Origin of the sequence: Thermococcus peptonophilus (assembly GCF_001592435.1) — an archaeon.
In the GTDB taxonomy this organism is placed as follows: domain Archaea; phylum Methanobacteriota_B; class Thermococci; order Thermococcales; family Thermococcaceae; genus Thermococcus; species Thermococcus peptonophilus.
In genome coordinates this window covers 415,359-428,393 of the sequence record NZ_CP014750.1, presented here as the reverse complement: position 1 = coordinate 428,393, position 13,035 = coordinate 415,359, and the positions used below count along the sequence as shown (strand labels likewise).

17 protein-coding genes, 1 tRNA gene and 2 pseudogenes are annotated in these 13,035 nt (G+C 49.1%); 14 read left to right on the top strand and 6 right to left on the bottom strand.

The window, feature by feature from the left end; genetic code table 11:
- Positions 1-48: 48 nt before the first annotated feature.
- A pseudogene (locus A0127_RS10380) lies at positions 49-1,239 on the top strand (prolyl oligopeptidase family serine peptidase); the annotation flags it as partial.
- On the opposite strand, the gene A0127_RS02195 reads toward A0127_RS10380, so the two are convergent.
- From A0127_RS02195 to A0127_RS10465, 3 genes are all read right to left on the bottom strand, one after another.
- On the bottom strand, positions 1,237-2,604 hold the full coding sequence (locus A0127_RS02195; protein WP_062387413.1) for an MATE family efflux transporter: 1,368 nt from the start codon (positions 2,602-2,604) through the stop codon (positions 1,237-1,239). The pseudogene A0127_RS10380 and the gene A0127_RS02195 overlap by 3 nt on opposite strands.
- A 41-nt stretch (positions 2,605-2,645) precedes the next feature.
- Complete coding sequence (locus A0127_RS02190) at positions 2,646-3,773, bottom strand: radical SAM/SPASM domain-containing protein (protein ID WP_062387409.1); 1,128 nt, start codon at positions 3,771-3,773, stop codon at positions 2,646-2,648.
- Positions 3,774-3,852: 79 nt separating this feature from the next.
- Positions 3,853-4,023: a hypothetical protein gene (locus A0127_RS10465; protein ID WP_156471141.1), complete on the bottom strand. Its 171-nt coding sequence runs from the start codon at positions 4,021-4,023 to the stop codon at positions 3,853-3,855.
- Positions 4,024-4,318: 295 nt separating this feature from the next.
- On the opposite strand from A0127_RS10465, the pseudogene A0127_RS10375 reads away from it, so the two are divergent.
- Positions 4,319-4,477: pseudogene (locus A0127_RS10375) on the top strand (prolyl oligopeptidase family serine peptidase); the annotation flags it as partial.
- Positions 4,478-4,587: 110 nt separating this feature from the next.
- On the opposite strand, the gene trm10 reads toward A0127_RS10375, so the two are convergent.
- Positions 4,588-5,700, bottom strand: coding sequence for a tRNA (guanine(9)-/adenine(9)-N1)-methyltransferase (gene trm10, locus A0127_RS02185; RefSeq protein WP_062387406.1), 1,113 nt, complete (start codon positions 5,698-5,700; stop codon positions 4,588-4,590).
- 139 nt (positions 5,701-5,839) lie between these two features.
- Between trm10 and A0127_RS02180 the strand changes: the two genes are divergently transcribed.
- Positions 5,840-5,917: transfer RNA gene (locus A0127_RS02180), tRNA-Glu, on the top strand.
- A gap of 124 nt (positions 5,918-6,041) precedes the next feature.
- Here the strand turns inward: A0127_RS02180 and A0127_RS02175 are convergent.
- Entirely contained in the window at positions 6,042-7,481 is a 1,440-nt protein-coding gene (locus tag A0127_RS02175; RefSeq protein ID WP_156471140.1) for a hypothetical protein, read from the bottom strand.
- Positions 7,482-7,652: 171 nt separating this feature from the next.
- On the opposite strand from A0127_RS02175, the gene A0127_RS02170 reads away from it, so the two are divergent.
- The 11 genes from A0127_RS02170 to A0127_RS02120 are packed head-to-tail and all read left to right on the top strand — an operon-like array spanning position 7,653 to position 12,590.
- Positions 7,653-7,913, top strand: a complete 261-nt coding sequence (locus tag A0127_RS02170; protein ID WP_054841189.1) for a 50S ribosomal protein L37ae — start codon at positions 7,653-7,655, stop codon at positions 7,911-7,913.
- 25 nt (positions 7,914-7,938) lie between these two features.
- A complete protein-coding gene (locus tag A0127_RS02165) occupies positions 7,939-8,088 on the top strand; it encodes a DNA-directed RNA polymerase subunit P (RefSeq protein WP_011249567.1) in 150 nt (49 codons plus the stop codon).
- Between the two features lie 53 nt (positions 8,089-8,141).
- Positions 8,142-8,768 (top strand): ribosomal biogenesis protein, encoded by a 627-nt coding sequence (locus A0127_RS02160; protein WP_062387400.1) that lies wholly within the window; start codon positions 8,142-8,144, stop codon positions 8,766-8,768.
- 39 nt (positions 8,769-8,807) lie between these two features.
- Complete coding sequence (locus A0127_RS02155) at positions 8,808-9,413, top strand: Na+/H+ antiporter subunit E (RefSeq protein ID WP_062387397.1); 606 nt, start codon at positions 8,808-8,810, stop codon at positions 9,411-9,413.
- Complete coding sequence (locus tag A0127_RS02150; protein ID WP_054841186.1) at positions 9,389-9,661, top strand: monovalent cation/H+ antiporter complex subunit F; 273 nt, start codon at positions 9,389-9,391, stop codon at positions 9,659-9,661. The genes A0127_RS02155 and A0127_RS02150 overlap by 25 nt, the downstream gene beginning before the upstream one ends.
- The gene (mnhG, locus tag A0127_RS02145; RefSeq protein WP_062387394.1) at positions 9,658-9,972 is read left to right on the top strand and encodes a monovalent cation/H(+) antiporter subunit G; all 315 of its coding nucleotides are present in this window, start codon (positions 9,658-9,660) and stop codon (positions 9,970-9,972) included. Before A0127_RS02150 ends, mnhG begins: the two co-directional genes overlap by 4 nt.
- Positions 9,953-10,183 (top strand): hydrogenase subunit MbhD domain-containing protein, encoded by a 231-nt coding sequence (locus A0127_RS02140; protein ID WP_062387391.1) that lies wholly within the window; start codon positions 9,953-9,955, stop codon positions 10,181-10,183. Before mnhG ends, A0127_RS02140 begins: the two co-directional genes overlap by 20 nt.
- Positions 10,180-10,425, top strand: coding sequence for a hypothetical protein (locus A0127_RS02135; protein WP_062387388.1), 246 nt, complete (start codon positions 10,180-10,182; stop codon positions 10,423-10,425). The genes A0127_RS02140 and A0127_RS02135 overlap by 4 nt, the downstream gene beginning before the upstream one ends.
- Complete coding sequence (locus A0127_RS02130) at positions 10,422-10,829, top strand: Na(+)/H(+) antiporter subunit B (protein WP_062390818.1); 408 nt, start codon at positions 10,422-10,424, stop codon at positions 10,827-10,829. The genes A0127_RS02135 and A0127_RS02130 overlap by 4 nt, the downstream gene beginning before the upstream one ends.
- On the top strand, positions 10,822-11,112 hold the full coding sequence (locus A0127_RS02125; RefSeq protein ID WP_062387385.1) for a cation:proton antiporter subunit C: 291 nt from the start codon (positions 10,822-10,824) through the stop codon (positions 11,110-11,112). The genes A0127_RS02130 and A0127_RS02125 overlap by 8 nt, the downstream gene beginning before the upstream one ends.
- Positions 11,103-12,590, top strand: a complete 1,488-nt coding sequence (locus tag A0127_RS02120; protein WP_082781375.1) for a proton-conducting transporter transmembrane domain-containing protein — start codon at positions 11,103-11,105, stop codon at positions 12,588-12,590. Before A0127_RS02125 ends, A0127_RS02120 begins: the two co-directional genes overlap by 10 nt.
- On the opposite strand, the gene A0127_RS02115 is transcribed toward A0127_RS02120, so the two are convergent.
- Positions 12,567-12,974, bottom strand: a complete 408-nt coding sequence (locus A0127_RS02115; RefSeq protein ID WP_054841182.1) for an ACT domain-containing protein — start codon at positions 12,972-12,974, stop codon at positions 12,567-12,569. The genes A0127_RS02120 and A0127_RS02115 overlap by 24 nt on opposite strands.
- Positions 12,975-13,035: the final 61 nt, after the last annotated feature.

Here is a 13,035-nt window from a genome sequence, read left to right as displayed (position 1 = left end):
AGACAACCTTTTTATTGCTGGAGACTCAACGTTAAGATGGTGGTTTTCATGGAAGATCCCTACATCTGGATGGAGAACCTCCAGGATGAGCGCGTTCTGAAGCTCGTCGAGGAAGAAAACAGGCGTTTTAGGGAATTCATCGGGAAGCTGAGCGACGAGCTGTTCCCGGAGTTATGGGAGCTGTATTCACTTCCAACTCTCCACAGTGCCAGGCTCACGGAGAAGGGCATCATCGCAATGTTCAAGGAGAAGGAGGGGCAGGTTATAAGGTGGCTTAATGGCGATGTCATAGTTAACTCAAAGGCGCTTGAGGCCGAAATCGGCGATGAAGTTCTTCTTCAGGGATTTACTGCCTACGGAAAGGGCAAAAGGTCGTATACAGCTTCTCAATCGACAGGGCGGACGAAGGTGTTACGAGGATAATTAACCTTGAGAGTGGCGAGCTCCTAGATGTGCTCAAGCCCTCTGTGGGGAACGTAACCTTCCTAGAGAACGGCTACTACTTTTCACGCTTTTACAGGTACGGCGAGACTCCAGATGGATGCAAAGCGCCCGCGGTGAGGCTCTTCTGGAAGGACAAGAGCAGAGAGAAAATGGTTTCATCCCAGAGGGGGAGTTACCGCTCGAATGGGCACTGGTCGTTGGCGACAGAATCCTTGCCGGCAGGCTTGTCCACGCGAGCCACAGGCTTGAGGTTTATTCGCTCAACGGTGAAAAGCTCGATGAGATAGCCTTTGATCTTCCCGGGAGTGTATATCCCCTCGGTTCTGATGGCAAAAAGGCTCTCCTCCGCTACGAGAGCTTTACGGTTCCCTACAGGCTCTACGAGTTTGAGGGCGAGCTGAAGCTCATTGGGGAGCAAGAGATCGAAGAGGAGTTCACGGTTGAAGAGGACTTTGCAACATCAAAGGACGGTACCAAGATTCACTACTTCCACGTCAGGGGTGAGAAGGACGATAAAAAGGTCTGGTCTTCGGATACGGAGGATTCAACATCTCGCTCACCCCAAGGTTTTTCCCGCAGGCGATTCCGTTCATCAGACGCGGCGGAACCTTTGCAATGGCCAACCTGCGTGGGGGTAGTGAATACGGCGAGGAGTGGCACAGGGCGGGAATGAGGGAGAACAAGCAGAACGTCTTCGATGATTTCATAGCCGTCCTTGAGAAGCTCAAGAAAAACGGTTACAAGGTCGCTGCATGGGGTAGGAGCAACGGCAGATTATTGAGTTGGTCTACACTAAATAATTTTTTTTGTCCAGGGGATCATGAGGAAGAAAATTATGGCAATGAATGCTGAGACCACATTGCTCATTCCTAAGCCCCAAAACAAACCTGCAGACGAGTTGAAAATAATATATCCAAAAAGATATGCTAGTGGCAATCTAAGGCCCCAAAGCCTTATCATTCTAAGCACCAGGGACTCCCTTGTGTGTCCAGAATACTTGAAGACGTTGTTCACTATTAAGAATATCCCCGTAAAGAAAGGCACCGAGAGAATTAAAGGAATGACATTCTTACTCTCAATCAAGACCTGAACGTCGCTTACAAATACTCTTACAATATACTCTCTTGAAACAACTAAGGATAGAGCTACAATACTAGAAACCCCGAAATTCAATACCATGGCCCTTCTTGCTATTTTTTTTGCCCTTTCATATTTTTCAGCCCCGATATTTTGGGAGATCATTATACCTGTGCCACTTGCTATTCCAACAGTGAAACTCTCTAAGAGCTTCACTATTCTTATAATGATCAAATAAGCTGCGTATGTTGCTATCCCAAATCCATAGATCAATCTAATCATAATGATTGTTGTTATGTCATTTACCAATGAACCAAAGGCGAGTGGTATACCCTTTCTCAGAATTTTCCCATAGAACCTCAAATCAGGTTTAAGGTCCTGAACTTTTACCGATATCTCCATCCCCCCAGAGAAGACAATATAAAGGGAGATTATACAGACGATTACATCCGCTGTAACAGTTGATAGAGCAGCACCCCTAACGCCCAGGCGTGGAAGACTGAACAGACCAAAAATCATTACTGGATCAAGAATCATGTTAATAACAATTGCTAAAATGCTGAGCTTCATAGCAAGTTTGGTTCTCCCGAATGCCTTTATTACAGACAAACTTGCCGCAAACAAAAAAGAGAAGGGAATCCCAATATAGAGTATTATAAGATACTCCCTAACATACGAATAAGCGGAAGGAGGGACCCTCATGAACTCCAAGGCGTAAGGGATTATAAGTATCCCCAAGATTAAGGTGATAACAGAAGAAATAAGCATAAAAGAATAGACCGCACCAATTAATTTTCCGTACTTTTTATATTCCCCCGCTCCAACGTATTGTCCAATGAATATTGCACCCACTGCTGAAAACTCTAGACCAACGTGCATTAAGGTCGTTACCAACGGCAGTGCAGTTCCGGGTGTGGAGAGAGCGATTTTTCCAAAAAATCCGAGCCAAAAAGTATCGACTAAGTTATAAAGCTGCTGAATCAATGTTGAAAAAACTAGAGGCAAAGAAAGTTTAAGAATAGTTTTTGTTATATCTCCAGTAAGTATCTCCTGTCTAATTTCTTGGATTTTGTTGTGCTGCATTTTTCTCACCGCAGGAGAAAAATCAACACAGAGTATTCTGGCTAAGTCAAGTATCCCTCTATCAACTCCCTGCTTTTCCTTGGCAAATAGGGCAATATCTCACTATCAAAAAACTCCATCATCTTGCAGGTAACAGGATCCACTTCAATGAGTTTTCCTGTTTCTAAAAATGCATTAGCTCTACAACCAGCACCGCAGATTTTTACATACTTACAACTTAAGCATTTTTTGATGTCCCTTACTCGTATTCCCAGCACTCTTTCACTACCCGGATCCGGACTCTTCAGAATATCCCTCAGGGGTCTCTCTCGAACATTTCCTATACTAAATGGCAAACTTGGGCAAAGTGTTACAGAACCATCCGTTCTAATTGTTACTGAGGGCAAATAGCTGCATGGATGGGACTCTAGGTCAAAACTATAGATTCTATCTTTGATTTTGTCAGGGTATAGTAGGCTCTCCCTAAATATTGAGAATATTGCAAATTTGAACGGGGGTCTCTCGTCAATGTAACGTAAGATCAATCTTTTTAAAACTGGTGCCATATTTGACCAAGAGGGTCTAAGCGCATCCATCACGGAGATATATCTTCCTCTGATGATTGGAAGATCAATTGACCAACCGGAGATTGCTTCATGTTGCTCAATCCATTCATACATTTTTTCAAGTTCGTGGAGATTTTCAGTTGTTATCATAGTATTTATGTGCACTGGTATATCAGTCATTTTGCCAATAAAGTCAATATTCCGTACGATAACTTTTGCATCCACTCCTCTAACTTTTTTATTTGCATCAAAACCGTCCAGAGAAACTCTTAATTCTAGAAGTTTTGGAATATTTCCCAATTTTCCTACTGTTTGTTCGTCGAGAAGAGTTCCATTAGTTATAATTGTTTTCCAGAAATTCTCTGAAGTTTCACTGCTAAGAATCTCCAAGAAATCCTGTCTCATAAATGCTTCTCCCCCAGAAAAAGTCAGAAACTTAACTCCAACTTCTGCCAACTGGTTCATCCAATCCAAGATTTCATCTTTTGAGGGATCTCCATTAGGCAATTGGACGTAAGGATCCTCATAATAAAAGCAGTACATACATTTCAAATTACATTTATTAGTGACATCTATATGGGCTGAAATCGGTTCAAGATAAAAGCTGCCATTGATGTATCTCATTTAATCACCCCCAACCCTTTTCATTCTACAATGCTGAACATTGTTAGATGATCTCAAAAAATAAAATTATTATTGAAATTCAGAACTCCATTAAAAACGGGTCTGCATTATTGTGATTTGCAAGATGTCCTTTCAGAGTCACCCCAACGAATTTTCCTTCGTCGACTTCACTCCATGCCTGTGCCAATCTTCCTTCAAATCGTTTTATCTTGAAGTTTTCATCCATAGGGCCATCACCAATATTTACCATTAGAATTTGAAATTTAAATTTTTTTGTTGCCATTAAGTTATTAACCAAAAGTTATTAACACTATTATGAGCAATAGTTCTAACTAACCTTTAGAATTATGGATTATGATGAATTAAAGGACTGTGGAAAGTTCCAGGAATCTCGTTAGAGAACTAAAATAATACTAGCATAATGGAGTATTAACAGAGCCTGAAGAAGCATGCAATCCAGCAAAACGAAAGTTGTCTGATTTTTATGGGGGATTAAGACTCTGTTTTTAAACTTCCTTGGATTCCTGTTAGAATGACAGCGTCCACCGGCTCACGCCCTCAAGTTCTTTATGAAGCTGAAGGAGGTTGGAGCACCGGTCTATCTCAGAGTTGAGACAAAGAGCGGGCACATGGGCACATCGCCGGAGACGAGGGTGAGGGAGCTTACGGATTTGCTGGCCTTTGTCGTTAAGACGCTCGGATGAACGGCGGTGCGAACTTAAGTTGCTTGATCTTCGTTTTCGTTTTTTCTTTGTTCACTTTTAGAGTGCTGTAAAACAGTGGGAAAACGGGTAGAAATTACCCAATGCAACGTTCAGCAGTTGTAGCAGAGCATTGCCGCCCTCTTCAGCAGTATGACGCGGTGGAGCTTGCCGTTGATTATCCTAGCGTTGGATATCTTGTTGAGGTGGTGAATCCGCTTCCTCTCAAGCGCCACCAGATCGAGCTCGCGAAGAACCTTAACGAAGTCCTCCCAGCGGATTTTCAGCCACTTGGAGTACTCGTCGAAAAGCTCCTTCTCGACTACGCGGTAGGTCTTCCCATCAACCATGTAACGCTTTGCGTGCTTTGGAAGCTCCTTCCTCAGGCGCCAGCGGGCGTGGAGGGGCTCCTGCATCTCATAGACGGCCTCGTCCATGGACTCGCCCTCTACCATCATCTTGAGGATTATCCCGAGGATTCTGTTTATCCTGTCTGGGACGCCGACGACGTCTCCCCTCAGGACTATTCTCCTTCTCCTAACTCTAATGCCTTCCTTCTCCAGCTCTTCGCCGATTTTTGGTGTCGTCTTCTTCTTGTTCCCCCCAGTATCAACGATGCCGCCGATTATGAACGCCTTAACGTCAAAGTCCTTCTCGCTCAGGACTTCGTCCGCCCAGGGATCGAGCAGGACAACTTCATTGATGCCCTTCTCCTTGAGAAACTCTGAAGTAGGGCCTTCATAGGTCGTTATCCTGTCCAGCGGGCCGTGGAACATCTCTCTGAACTCTTCGTTTGCCCAGGTGACTGCCAGTTCGCTTCCCGTGAAGTAGTCCCTCAAAAGACCGTAGCTCTGGTTCACCTGAAGGCAGATTTTGCCCTTTTCCTTTTGGGTGTGCTTGTCCCAGTGGTAGAGGTCGATTATGAAGTACGGCCAGTCCGGGAGCTTTTCTCTCAGCTCCTCGGGTGTGAGAACGGGTTCAAACTTCTCCATCATGCAGAGGGGGGCGTAAGCGTAGTAAGAGCCATCAACCCTGTTTCCGTTTAAATCCCATGCAACGGCTGTCTTCTCCGGAACCCTGAAGATGGCACCCTTTCCGTGGACTATCTCAATCGCTATGTCTTGGAGCTTGTTCTTTGATTTCCTGAAGCGTTTTGACAGCGTTCCTATGCTGGATATGCCTTTTTCCTTAAGCGCCTCTCTGAAAACATCTGCGAGGGTCTTCATGGGCATCGCTTTCGGCTTATGAGAACGGTTAAAAAGATTTCCGTCCAGCGTGGAATCCGCCAACTCTAATGCAGTGGCGTTCTAGCAGGTGTACCCTGACCCGAAAGATTTTTAAACGGTCTTCCTTCCCTAATATCGAGCCCCGGTGGTGTAGCCCGGTCAAACATGCGGGCCTTTCGAGCCCGCGCCCCGGGTTCAAATCCCGGCCGGGGCACCAGAGTTCTTCCGCACGCTTTTCTGATAAGTTGTAAACTCACATGGTTGTTGAGTGTTATTCGTATCTTTAAGGGAGACCAGACAAAAGAGACAATAATCTCGACATGAAAGAAAAAGAACAAAAATCAGCCATATATAACTTTCACGATTTTTCCATACTCTGTCACGACAACGGCTGTAACCTGAAGCTTGAACCCGCTGCTTGGCCCTGCAGCAGTAGTAAACGCCTGAACGGGGTCATCACCGAACAGCAGCAGCATTCTGCTTTGGAACTCGATGAAGTACTCAAGCTCTGAAATCGAGTCTCCACTGAGAATCGGGGCTATGAACCCTCTCTGAAGGAGATTGCAGGCAGCATACGTCCCCTTCCTGTCCAAGCCCGCAACCACAACATCCGCTACCTTTACTTGTCCCTCCGTAAGCCTCTTCTGAAGTTCCACAACACTGTCGGCCGCAGGAATTATGAGGATTACCCCATAGCTTCCGCTCCACCTGTCTCCAGATTTGCTGACGAGGTACCACTTGCCGTTCTCTTTGACGAACTTGACTGGCAGTCTATCCTCGTTCTTTTCCAGGATCAGCTTCGTGTACTGGTTTGCCGCAGGTCCTCCAACAGTATAAACCACGGGCGCTATATTGTCTGGGTCACTAACTTCGGTATCGAGCATTGCGTCGGCGTTCAGGTTTTGGACGGGGGCAAGGACTGACTTTGATATAAGGTCACTTAAGCTCCTAAATTCTGGGGAGGGTATTCCCCCGTCCTTCTCCATGACGATGTCTATCCACTTCTGAACTGCTATCCCGACCTTTGCACCGGCCGCTACATCGGCTCCTGCGGCGTTTTCACCGACAACTACTACCGCTGGAGGAACGTTCGGCTTTAAGGGGGCTAACGCACTCTCACTTCCCACCTCAGTTCCTGGCGGGTAGCCCGAGTTTGGGTACAGTTCGACAACGGCGCTTGTTGCAGTTGTGTGGTGGATTACGAGAAGGGCCTTGGCCCCATCCGCTGTTGCTTTTATGCTACTGAGCTCGAGGACCGTCTTCTCGGAGATACCCCCTCCTGAGAAAGCTCCGGAGATATCTATTTTGTCCCCTACCCTGAGAACATAGGTGTCCCCACTGTACTCGCTGTACACTGTGATTTTCCCAGCACTCGCATCTATTGACTTCACTACAAGCCCATACCAGCGCTCCTGGGGAGCAAGCTCGTTGCTTTCAATGGTTTCAGTGGTCTGGATGTCCTTGAGAACCCAGATGTACTTCCCGTCGCCGTCAACGTAGCCCCTCTCTGTTGCAAAGACATCGTAGGTGTTCCCGGTATCTTCAAAGTACACAGAGAAGAGTGCTGACCACTCTTCCGATGAGTAGTAGAACTCACCTGTCCAGTGAATCTGGACTGATATTGACCCAATTGGAATTACCTTAGTCCATGTTTGCTGAGAGACAACTTGAAACCTTACTAGTGGCTGGCCTTCAAACGCGCTGACGTTTTCGGCCGAGGCAGCTATTGCCCCGGTCAGAAGGAGTGCCAGAAGCAATGCAAGCCGCCGCATGGTGAGCATCACCCTCAGTTTTTTATTGGTTCATCTCAAAAAACTTTTCGAGTAGCACCTTATATTCATAATTCGAATATCTCTGGAATTCATTCCCAATTATGGCCATGCAAAGATTTATAAAACGTCTCCAGGAAAACACTCCAGTCCGCAAATAGCGATAATCTAGAGGTGATGCTCATGGGAAGGACCACCAAGGTTGGTTCAGCTGGAAGGTTTGGCCCCAGGTACGGTCTTAAGATAAGGAGAAGGGTCGCGGCCGTTGAGGCCAGGATGAAGCAGAAGCACGTCTGCCCGGTCTGCGGAAGGAGGGCCGTCAGGAGGATAAGCACTGGAATATGGCAGTGCCAGAAGTGCGGTGCCACCTTTGCCGGCGGTGCCTACCTGCCGACCACCCCGGCAGGAAAGGTCGCCAAGCGCGTTACGGCCTCCAAGGCCTGATCCTTTTTCATCTTGAGGTGATACTATGGCGACCGCCGTTTATCGCTGTGCAAAATGCGGTAAGGAAGTCGAGCTTGACCTCGCGACCGCGAGGGAAGTTCGCTGCCCGTACTGCGGCAGCAAGATACTGTACAAGCCCAGGCCTCGCGTTGCCCGCAGGGTCAAGGCCATCTGAACTATTTTTCCCTGCGAAAAGCTTTTATCAAGCATTCCAAACAAGTGATTGCCATGATGCTGATAACGACATCCCACCGGCCGACCAGGAGAACGAGAAGCTTCGGCCACGATCTGGAGAAAGTCTTTCCCAACTCACTTTACTTGACTAGAGGTAAGAAGACCATCCAGGATCTTCTCATGGAGGCCTACGACAGGGGCTATGAGAGACTTCTAATAATCAACGTCTGGAAGGGCAACCCGCTCAAGATGACCTTCATCAAGGTTGATCCCGAAGACTGGGGATACCTTGGCTACCTCTACCTCCACGGCATAAAGCTCCAGCGCGAGATTGGCTTCAGGAACATACCGCCGATAAGGGAGGAGATGCCCTTCGTGGTTACGACGGCCAAGAGAGTCGGGATAGATCATACGGCCTTCGCCCAGGTCTTCGCAGAACTAACCGGTGGAAAGTTCGTTCCGAGGGGCAACAAGAGCCTTCAGACGATAGCGGACAAGAACAACACCGACGTTATCGGCGTCATAGAGAACTATCCGCGAGGAATGGCCGTGAACTTCTACCGCTTTGACATAACCAAAGAGCGCCCGGTCGGCCCGCTCATCCTCGTCAAAATATGGATAATGGAAGACGGCCGGAGATGGGACTACAAGGAAGCCCTCGGCATCAAGCCGAAGGGGTAGTCCGAAACCGTTTTTAACATCGGGAACCTAAACAACCCTATGAGCCGCATGCATTTCTACCTCAGACAGCGTCTTGAAGAAGTCCGAAAGAGGGTTCTCTACGAGAGCTATGAGGCCCAAAAGCTTCCAGCATGGGAACGGGTTGGGATAACGTGGCTAACCCTTCTTGTATTCTGGATAATCATAAGCGGGAAGTTCTCGCCATCGCACGTAATTACCGGGGCCCTCGTGACGCTTCTGATAGCGATTATAACGAGGGACTTTCTCACCGACGATATAAGGCGGACTGGGCATCTCCTCTCGAAGGCGACCTACATATTCCTCTTCCTTGTCCCACAGTACCTCTTCATCATGGCCTTTCGACTGCTCGAGAGCAACCTCAGGGTCGTCAAAAACGTGATCTTCATGGACATAAACCCTGGGATAGTGAAGGTAAAGGCGGATCTTCACTCAGATACTGGTCTAACTGTCCTTGCGAACTCTATAACGCTCACACCTGGAACTCTAACGCTCGATGTCAGCAAAAAGCTTGGTGAGTCCTACCTTTACGTTCACTGGATTGATGTTGAGACCCTCGACCAGGAGAGGGCTGGAGTAAAGATAAAGGGGGAGCTCGAGGAATGGCTCAAGAAAATCTTCTGGTAATTCTGCCCTACGCGGTGGCTTTCCTCGTGTTTACTGCCACTCTGGTTAGCTACCGCGTTATCTTCGGCCCGACGCTTGCGGATAGGGCAGTTGCCCTGAACACCGCTACCACTAAGGCTGTGGTAATAATAGCAATGCTCTCGCTCCTCTACGACGCTCCCTATCTCCTCGACGTGAGTTTGGTCTTACTCATGGTCAACGCCGTAGGAGGGCTCATCATAGCGAAGTACATGGAGGTGAGGGCGTGATAGAATGGGCCTTCCTTCTCTTCGGGCTCTTCATAATGTTCTTTGGGGCCCTCGGTCTGCTGCGCTTCCCCGACGTCTATACGAGGCTTCACGCGACTGCAAAGTGCGATACTGGAGGGGCGATAAGTATCCTTCTGGCGCTGGCCATAGCATCGAATTTCCCAGTTACTGGAAAGCTCAAGTTCCTCGTAATAGCCTTCATGATAGCTATGATAAACCCAATGGTCAGCCACGCGATAGCGAGGGCCGCCTATAAGAGTGGGGTGAAGCCGAAAGCGGTGGTGGACATGTATGCTTGGGACAATCCATGAAATTCTCCTCGTGGCGATAATACTCCTCTCGGCCTCGGTGGTCGAAGCTGAAAAGCTTACCTCCGCGGTGCTACGCTACGGTCTCTTGAGTTTAGCATTTGTAATCGTCTTAATCCAGCTCAAAGCCCCCGATGTTGCTCTCTCAGCGGTGGTCGTGGGTGCCATAGTCACGGGTCTCTTCCTCTACACAATAAAGGAGGTGGGGGAGTGAAGCGCCTTGTCGGAGTGCTCCTCAGTTCGGCCCTCCTGCTGGAGCTCCTCGGGCTTGATTACGCCAAAGTTTCGGGGGGCAGCTACGCCTACTACCTGGCCCACTGGCACGAGGTGGGAATACCAAACCTCGTTACGGCCATACTCGCCGACTGGAGGGGCTACGACAGCCTGGGTGAGGCGACGCTCCTTTTTGCGGCGGCCACCGGCTTTTACCTGCTCCTTGGAGGGAAGTGGAAGTGAAGATGAGCCTCGTTGTGAGGACGACGACAAAGCTTGTCGCCCCGTTCTTGGTCACCTATGGGGCCTATCTTACCATCTACGGCTACGAGAGCCCCGGGGGCGGCTTTCAAGCAGGAGTTATCTTTGCCGTGAGCGTTATCCTGCTCATGACAGCCTACGGATACAGGAGAACGAGAAAGCACTTTCCGCTCATGACCGTCCAGCTCGTGGAGTCCTCTGCGGCCCTCTTCATAGTGGGGGTCGCGCTTATGGGGCTGGTCTTCGGGTCCTTCTTCCTCAACTTCCTCCGCCCCTACATCCCCGGAGGCACCATAATGACGTTCAACATAGGCGTTGCCCTCAAGGTGGGAACATCCTTCATCCTCGTCTTCTACATCCTTTCGAGGTGGGCTGACCGTGATTAACGCCGAGACAGCCGGAATAATTGTGATGCTCATCGGCCTCTACGGCCTGATATCAAAGGAGAACCCGATAAAGCAGGTGCTTTCAATCAACGTGATCTCCCTCGGTTTAGTACTCTTCTTCATAGGCGCAGGCTACGTTGAGGGTGGGAGCTTCCCGATAATGCCCTCCAATCCGGTTGACCCGCTTCCGGCGACACTAATGCTGACGACGCTTGTAGTTGATGTTGCCATAACCGCGTTGGCTCTTGCGATGATACTGCGCATCGGGAGGGGGTGGGCTTGATAGCTGTCTTGGTGGCCCTTCCACTCCTCTTCGCGTTCCTCACGGCACTCACGATACCTTTGAGGATGGAAAAGTACGCTAGGTACTTTTTCTTGGCAGGTGCGCTGTTCCCGTGGTTGGTCTACCTTCTCATAGGGGAAGGAAGCGAGGTTGTGGGTGGCTGGCCGAAAATAGGGGGGATAGAGGTCGCGCTCGATACCTATAACTCTCTCCTCGTCTTCGGTGAGCTGATCCTCTTCTCTGCCGTTGCCCTGTACTCCATTGACTACTTCAAAAAAGACGTGAAGCCCCTCGTACTACTTCTCCTGGTTCATGCGGGCCTCCTCGGGGCGTTCATAAGCAGGGACCTCTTCAACTTCTACATCTTCATGGAGATAGCGTCGGTCTCGGCTTTTTCCCTGGTGGGCTTCTCCGGAGGGAAAGAAGCACTCAAGGCTGCCTACAAATACCTCATGCTCTCCCTCCTTGCCTCCTACTTCTTTGTTTTCTCCATAGGCATAATCTACCTCAAGACGGGCTACCTGAACCTCGAACTGATTTCCCAATCTCCCCTCTATCCTGAGGTGGAGGTTGCCGTCGCAGTTGCATTCACTTCACTCCTCCTCAAGGCCGGAATCTTCCCGCTCCACACCTGGCTTCCTGATGCCCACGCCAACGCTCCCTCTCCAGTTTCGGCGCTCCTATCCGGGGCTGTTGTTAAGGCCCCGGCTTACGGCATGGTGCTCCTCTCGCTCTACCTTCCCCTCCAGGAGAACGTCAAAAATGCCCTTATTGTTCTGGCATTCTCTTCGATGTTTTTTGGCGTTGGGGTCATGTTGTTGGAAAGGGACATAAAACGCTTTTTAGCTTACTCGACGGTTTCCCAGATGGGCTACGTCCTCCTCGGTATAGCGACCCTCAACCCGATGGGGGCCGTCTACTATGCCTTCGCCCATATGCTCTTTAAGGGCGGTCTCTTCCTCGCAGCTGGAGTTCTGGTGGACAAATTCAAAACGAGGAAACTTGAGAAGCTTTCCTACAGGGGCGACCCCATATTAATGGTCTCTATCCTGACGCTCAGCCTCGCGATAGGCGGAATATGGCCCTTCGTCGGCTCACCTGCAAAAGCTGCCCTCCTCAAAGGACTGCCGTATGGTAAAGAACTGTTTTACGTAGCTGGCCTGGGAACTCTTATCTCGTTTACAAAGCTCAACTACTATCTAATGAGAGGGAAAAGAAGACGGTACGGCTTTACAGTGCTCCCATCTTTAATAATGGCGCTCGCGGCACTCTTCGCGGGGATTTCGCTTGGGGGCTCCCCAAAGGCAATGGATGCCTGTCTGCTCCTGGGGGGAGTGGTGCTATTCCTTCTGCTTAAAGCGAGCGGTCTTCTTGGAGTGAAGCTTCCTAAAAGGGAGATGACGCCGAAGGAAGTGAACATCGGAGCAGCCCTTTTCTCTCTCTTCCTTCTCCTACTACTCTACCTCTCTCAGGGTTAGCTCCTTGACTTCTTCTAGCCCCATAAGGGCCCTTTTAAGTTCCTCAAGAGAAATTCTACTTCCGCTGACGTCCATTATCGCAACTATCGCCGCGAGGCCCAGCTCGGAGAGCTCCTCGCTCTCGTTGAAGAGGATGTTTATCCCGTGCTTCCCAAAGAGCCCGCTAACTTTGGCCAGAACTCCGGGCCTGTCCTCCACAACGAGTTCGACCTCGACGAGCTTTTTACCTGGGAGGGCTATCCTCTCGAGGTGAGCCTCCTTGAGGTCAGTGTCAATCTCAACTAGGAAGTACGCTCCCTTAACGAGTCCCAGCTCGTAGGCTAGCTCGAGGGGAAGTTCAATCTTTCCATCTTCCCTGACTTTTACAAGCTCGTAGTGTCTCATATTTGTTCATTTATCTAGACATCCTAAAAAAAGTTTGGCATCTCAAAATATTTAAAGGGAA

Excerpts from the sequence above, each read along its gene's own strand:
- A0127_RS02195 (WP_062387413.1), bottom strand. The coding sequence starts at position 2,604 with ATGCAGCACAACAAAATCCAAGAAATTAGACAGGAGATACTTACTGGA.
- A0127_RS02190 (WP_062387409.1), bottom strand. The coding sequence starts at position 3,773 with ATGAGATACATCAATGGCAGCTTTTATCTTGAACCGATTTCAGCCCAT.
- A0127_RS10465 (WP_156471141.1), bottom strand. The coding sequence starts at position 4,023 with ATGGTAAATATTGGTGATGGCCCTATGGATGAAAACTTCAAGATAAAA.
- trm10 (WP_062387406.1), bottom strand. The coding sequence starts at position 5,700 with ATGAAGACCCTCGCAGATGTTTTCAGAGAGGCGCTTAAGGAAAAAGGC.
- A0127_RS02175 (WP_156471140.1), bottom strand. The coding sequence starts at position 7,481 with ATGCTCACCATGCGGCGGCTTGCATTGCTTCTGGCACTCCTTCTGACC.
- A0127_RS02170 (WP_054841189.1), top strand. The coding sequence starts at position 7,653 with ATGGGAAGGACCACCAAGGTTGGTTCAGCTGGAAGGTTTGGCCCCAGG.
- A0127_RS02165 (WP_011249567.1), top strand. The coding sequence starts at position 7,939 with ATGGCGACCGCCGTTTATCGCTGTGCAAAATGCGGTAAGGAAGTCGAG.
- A0127_RS02160 (WP_062387400.1), top strand. The coding sequence starts at position 8,142 with ATGATGCTGATAACGACATCCCACCGGCCGACCAGGAGAACGAGAAGC.
- A0127_RS02155 (WP_062387397.1), top strand. The coding sequence starts at position 8,808 with ATGAGCCGCATGCATTTCTACCTCAGACAGCGTCTTGAAGAAGTCCGA.
- A0127_RS02150 (WP_054841186.1), top strand. The coding sequence starts at position 9,389 with ATGGCTCAAGAAAATCTTCTGGTAATTCTGCCCTACGCGGTGGCTTTC.
- A0127_RS02140 (WP_062387391.1), top strand. The coding sequence starts at position 9,953 with ATGCTTGGGACAATCCATGAAATTCTCCTCGTGGCGATAATACTCCTC.
- A0127_RS02115 (WP_054841182.1), bottom strand. The coding sequence starts at position 12,974 with ATGAGACACTACGAGCTTGTAAAAGTCAGGGAAGATGGAAAGATTGAA.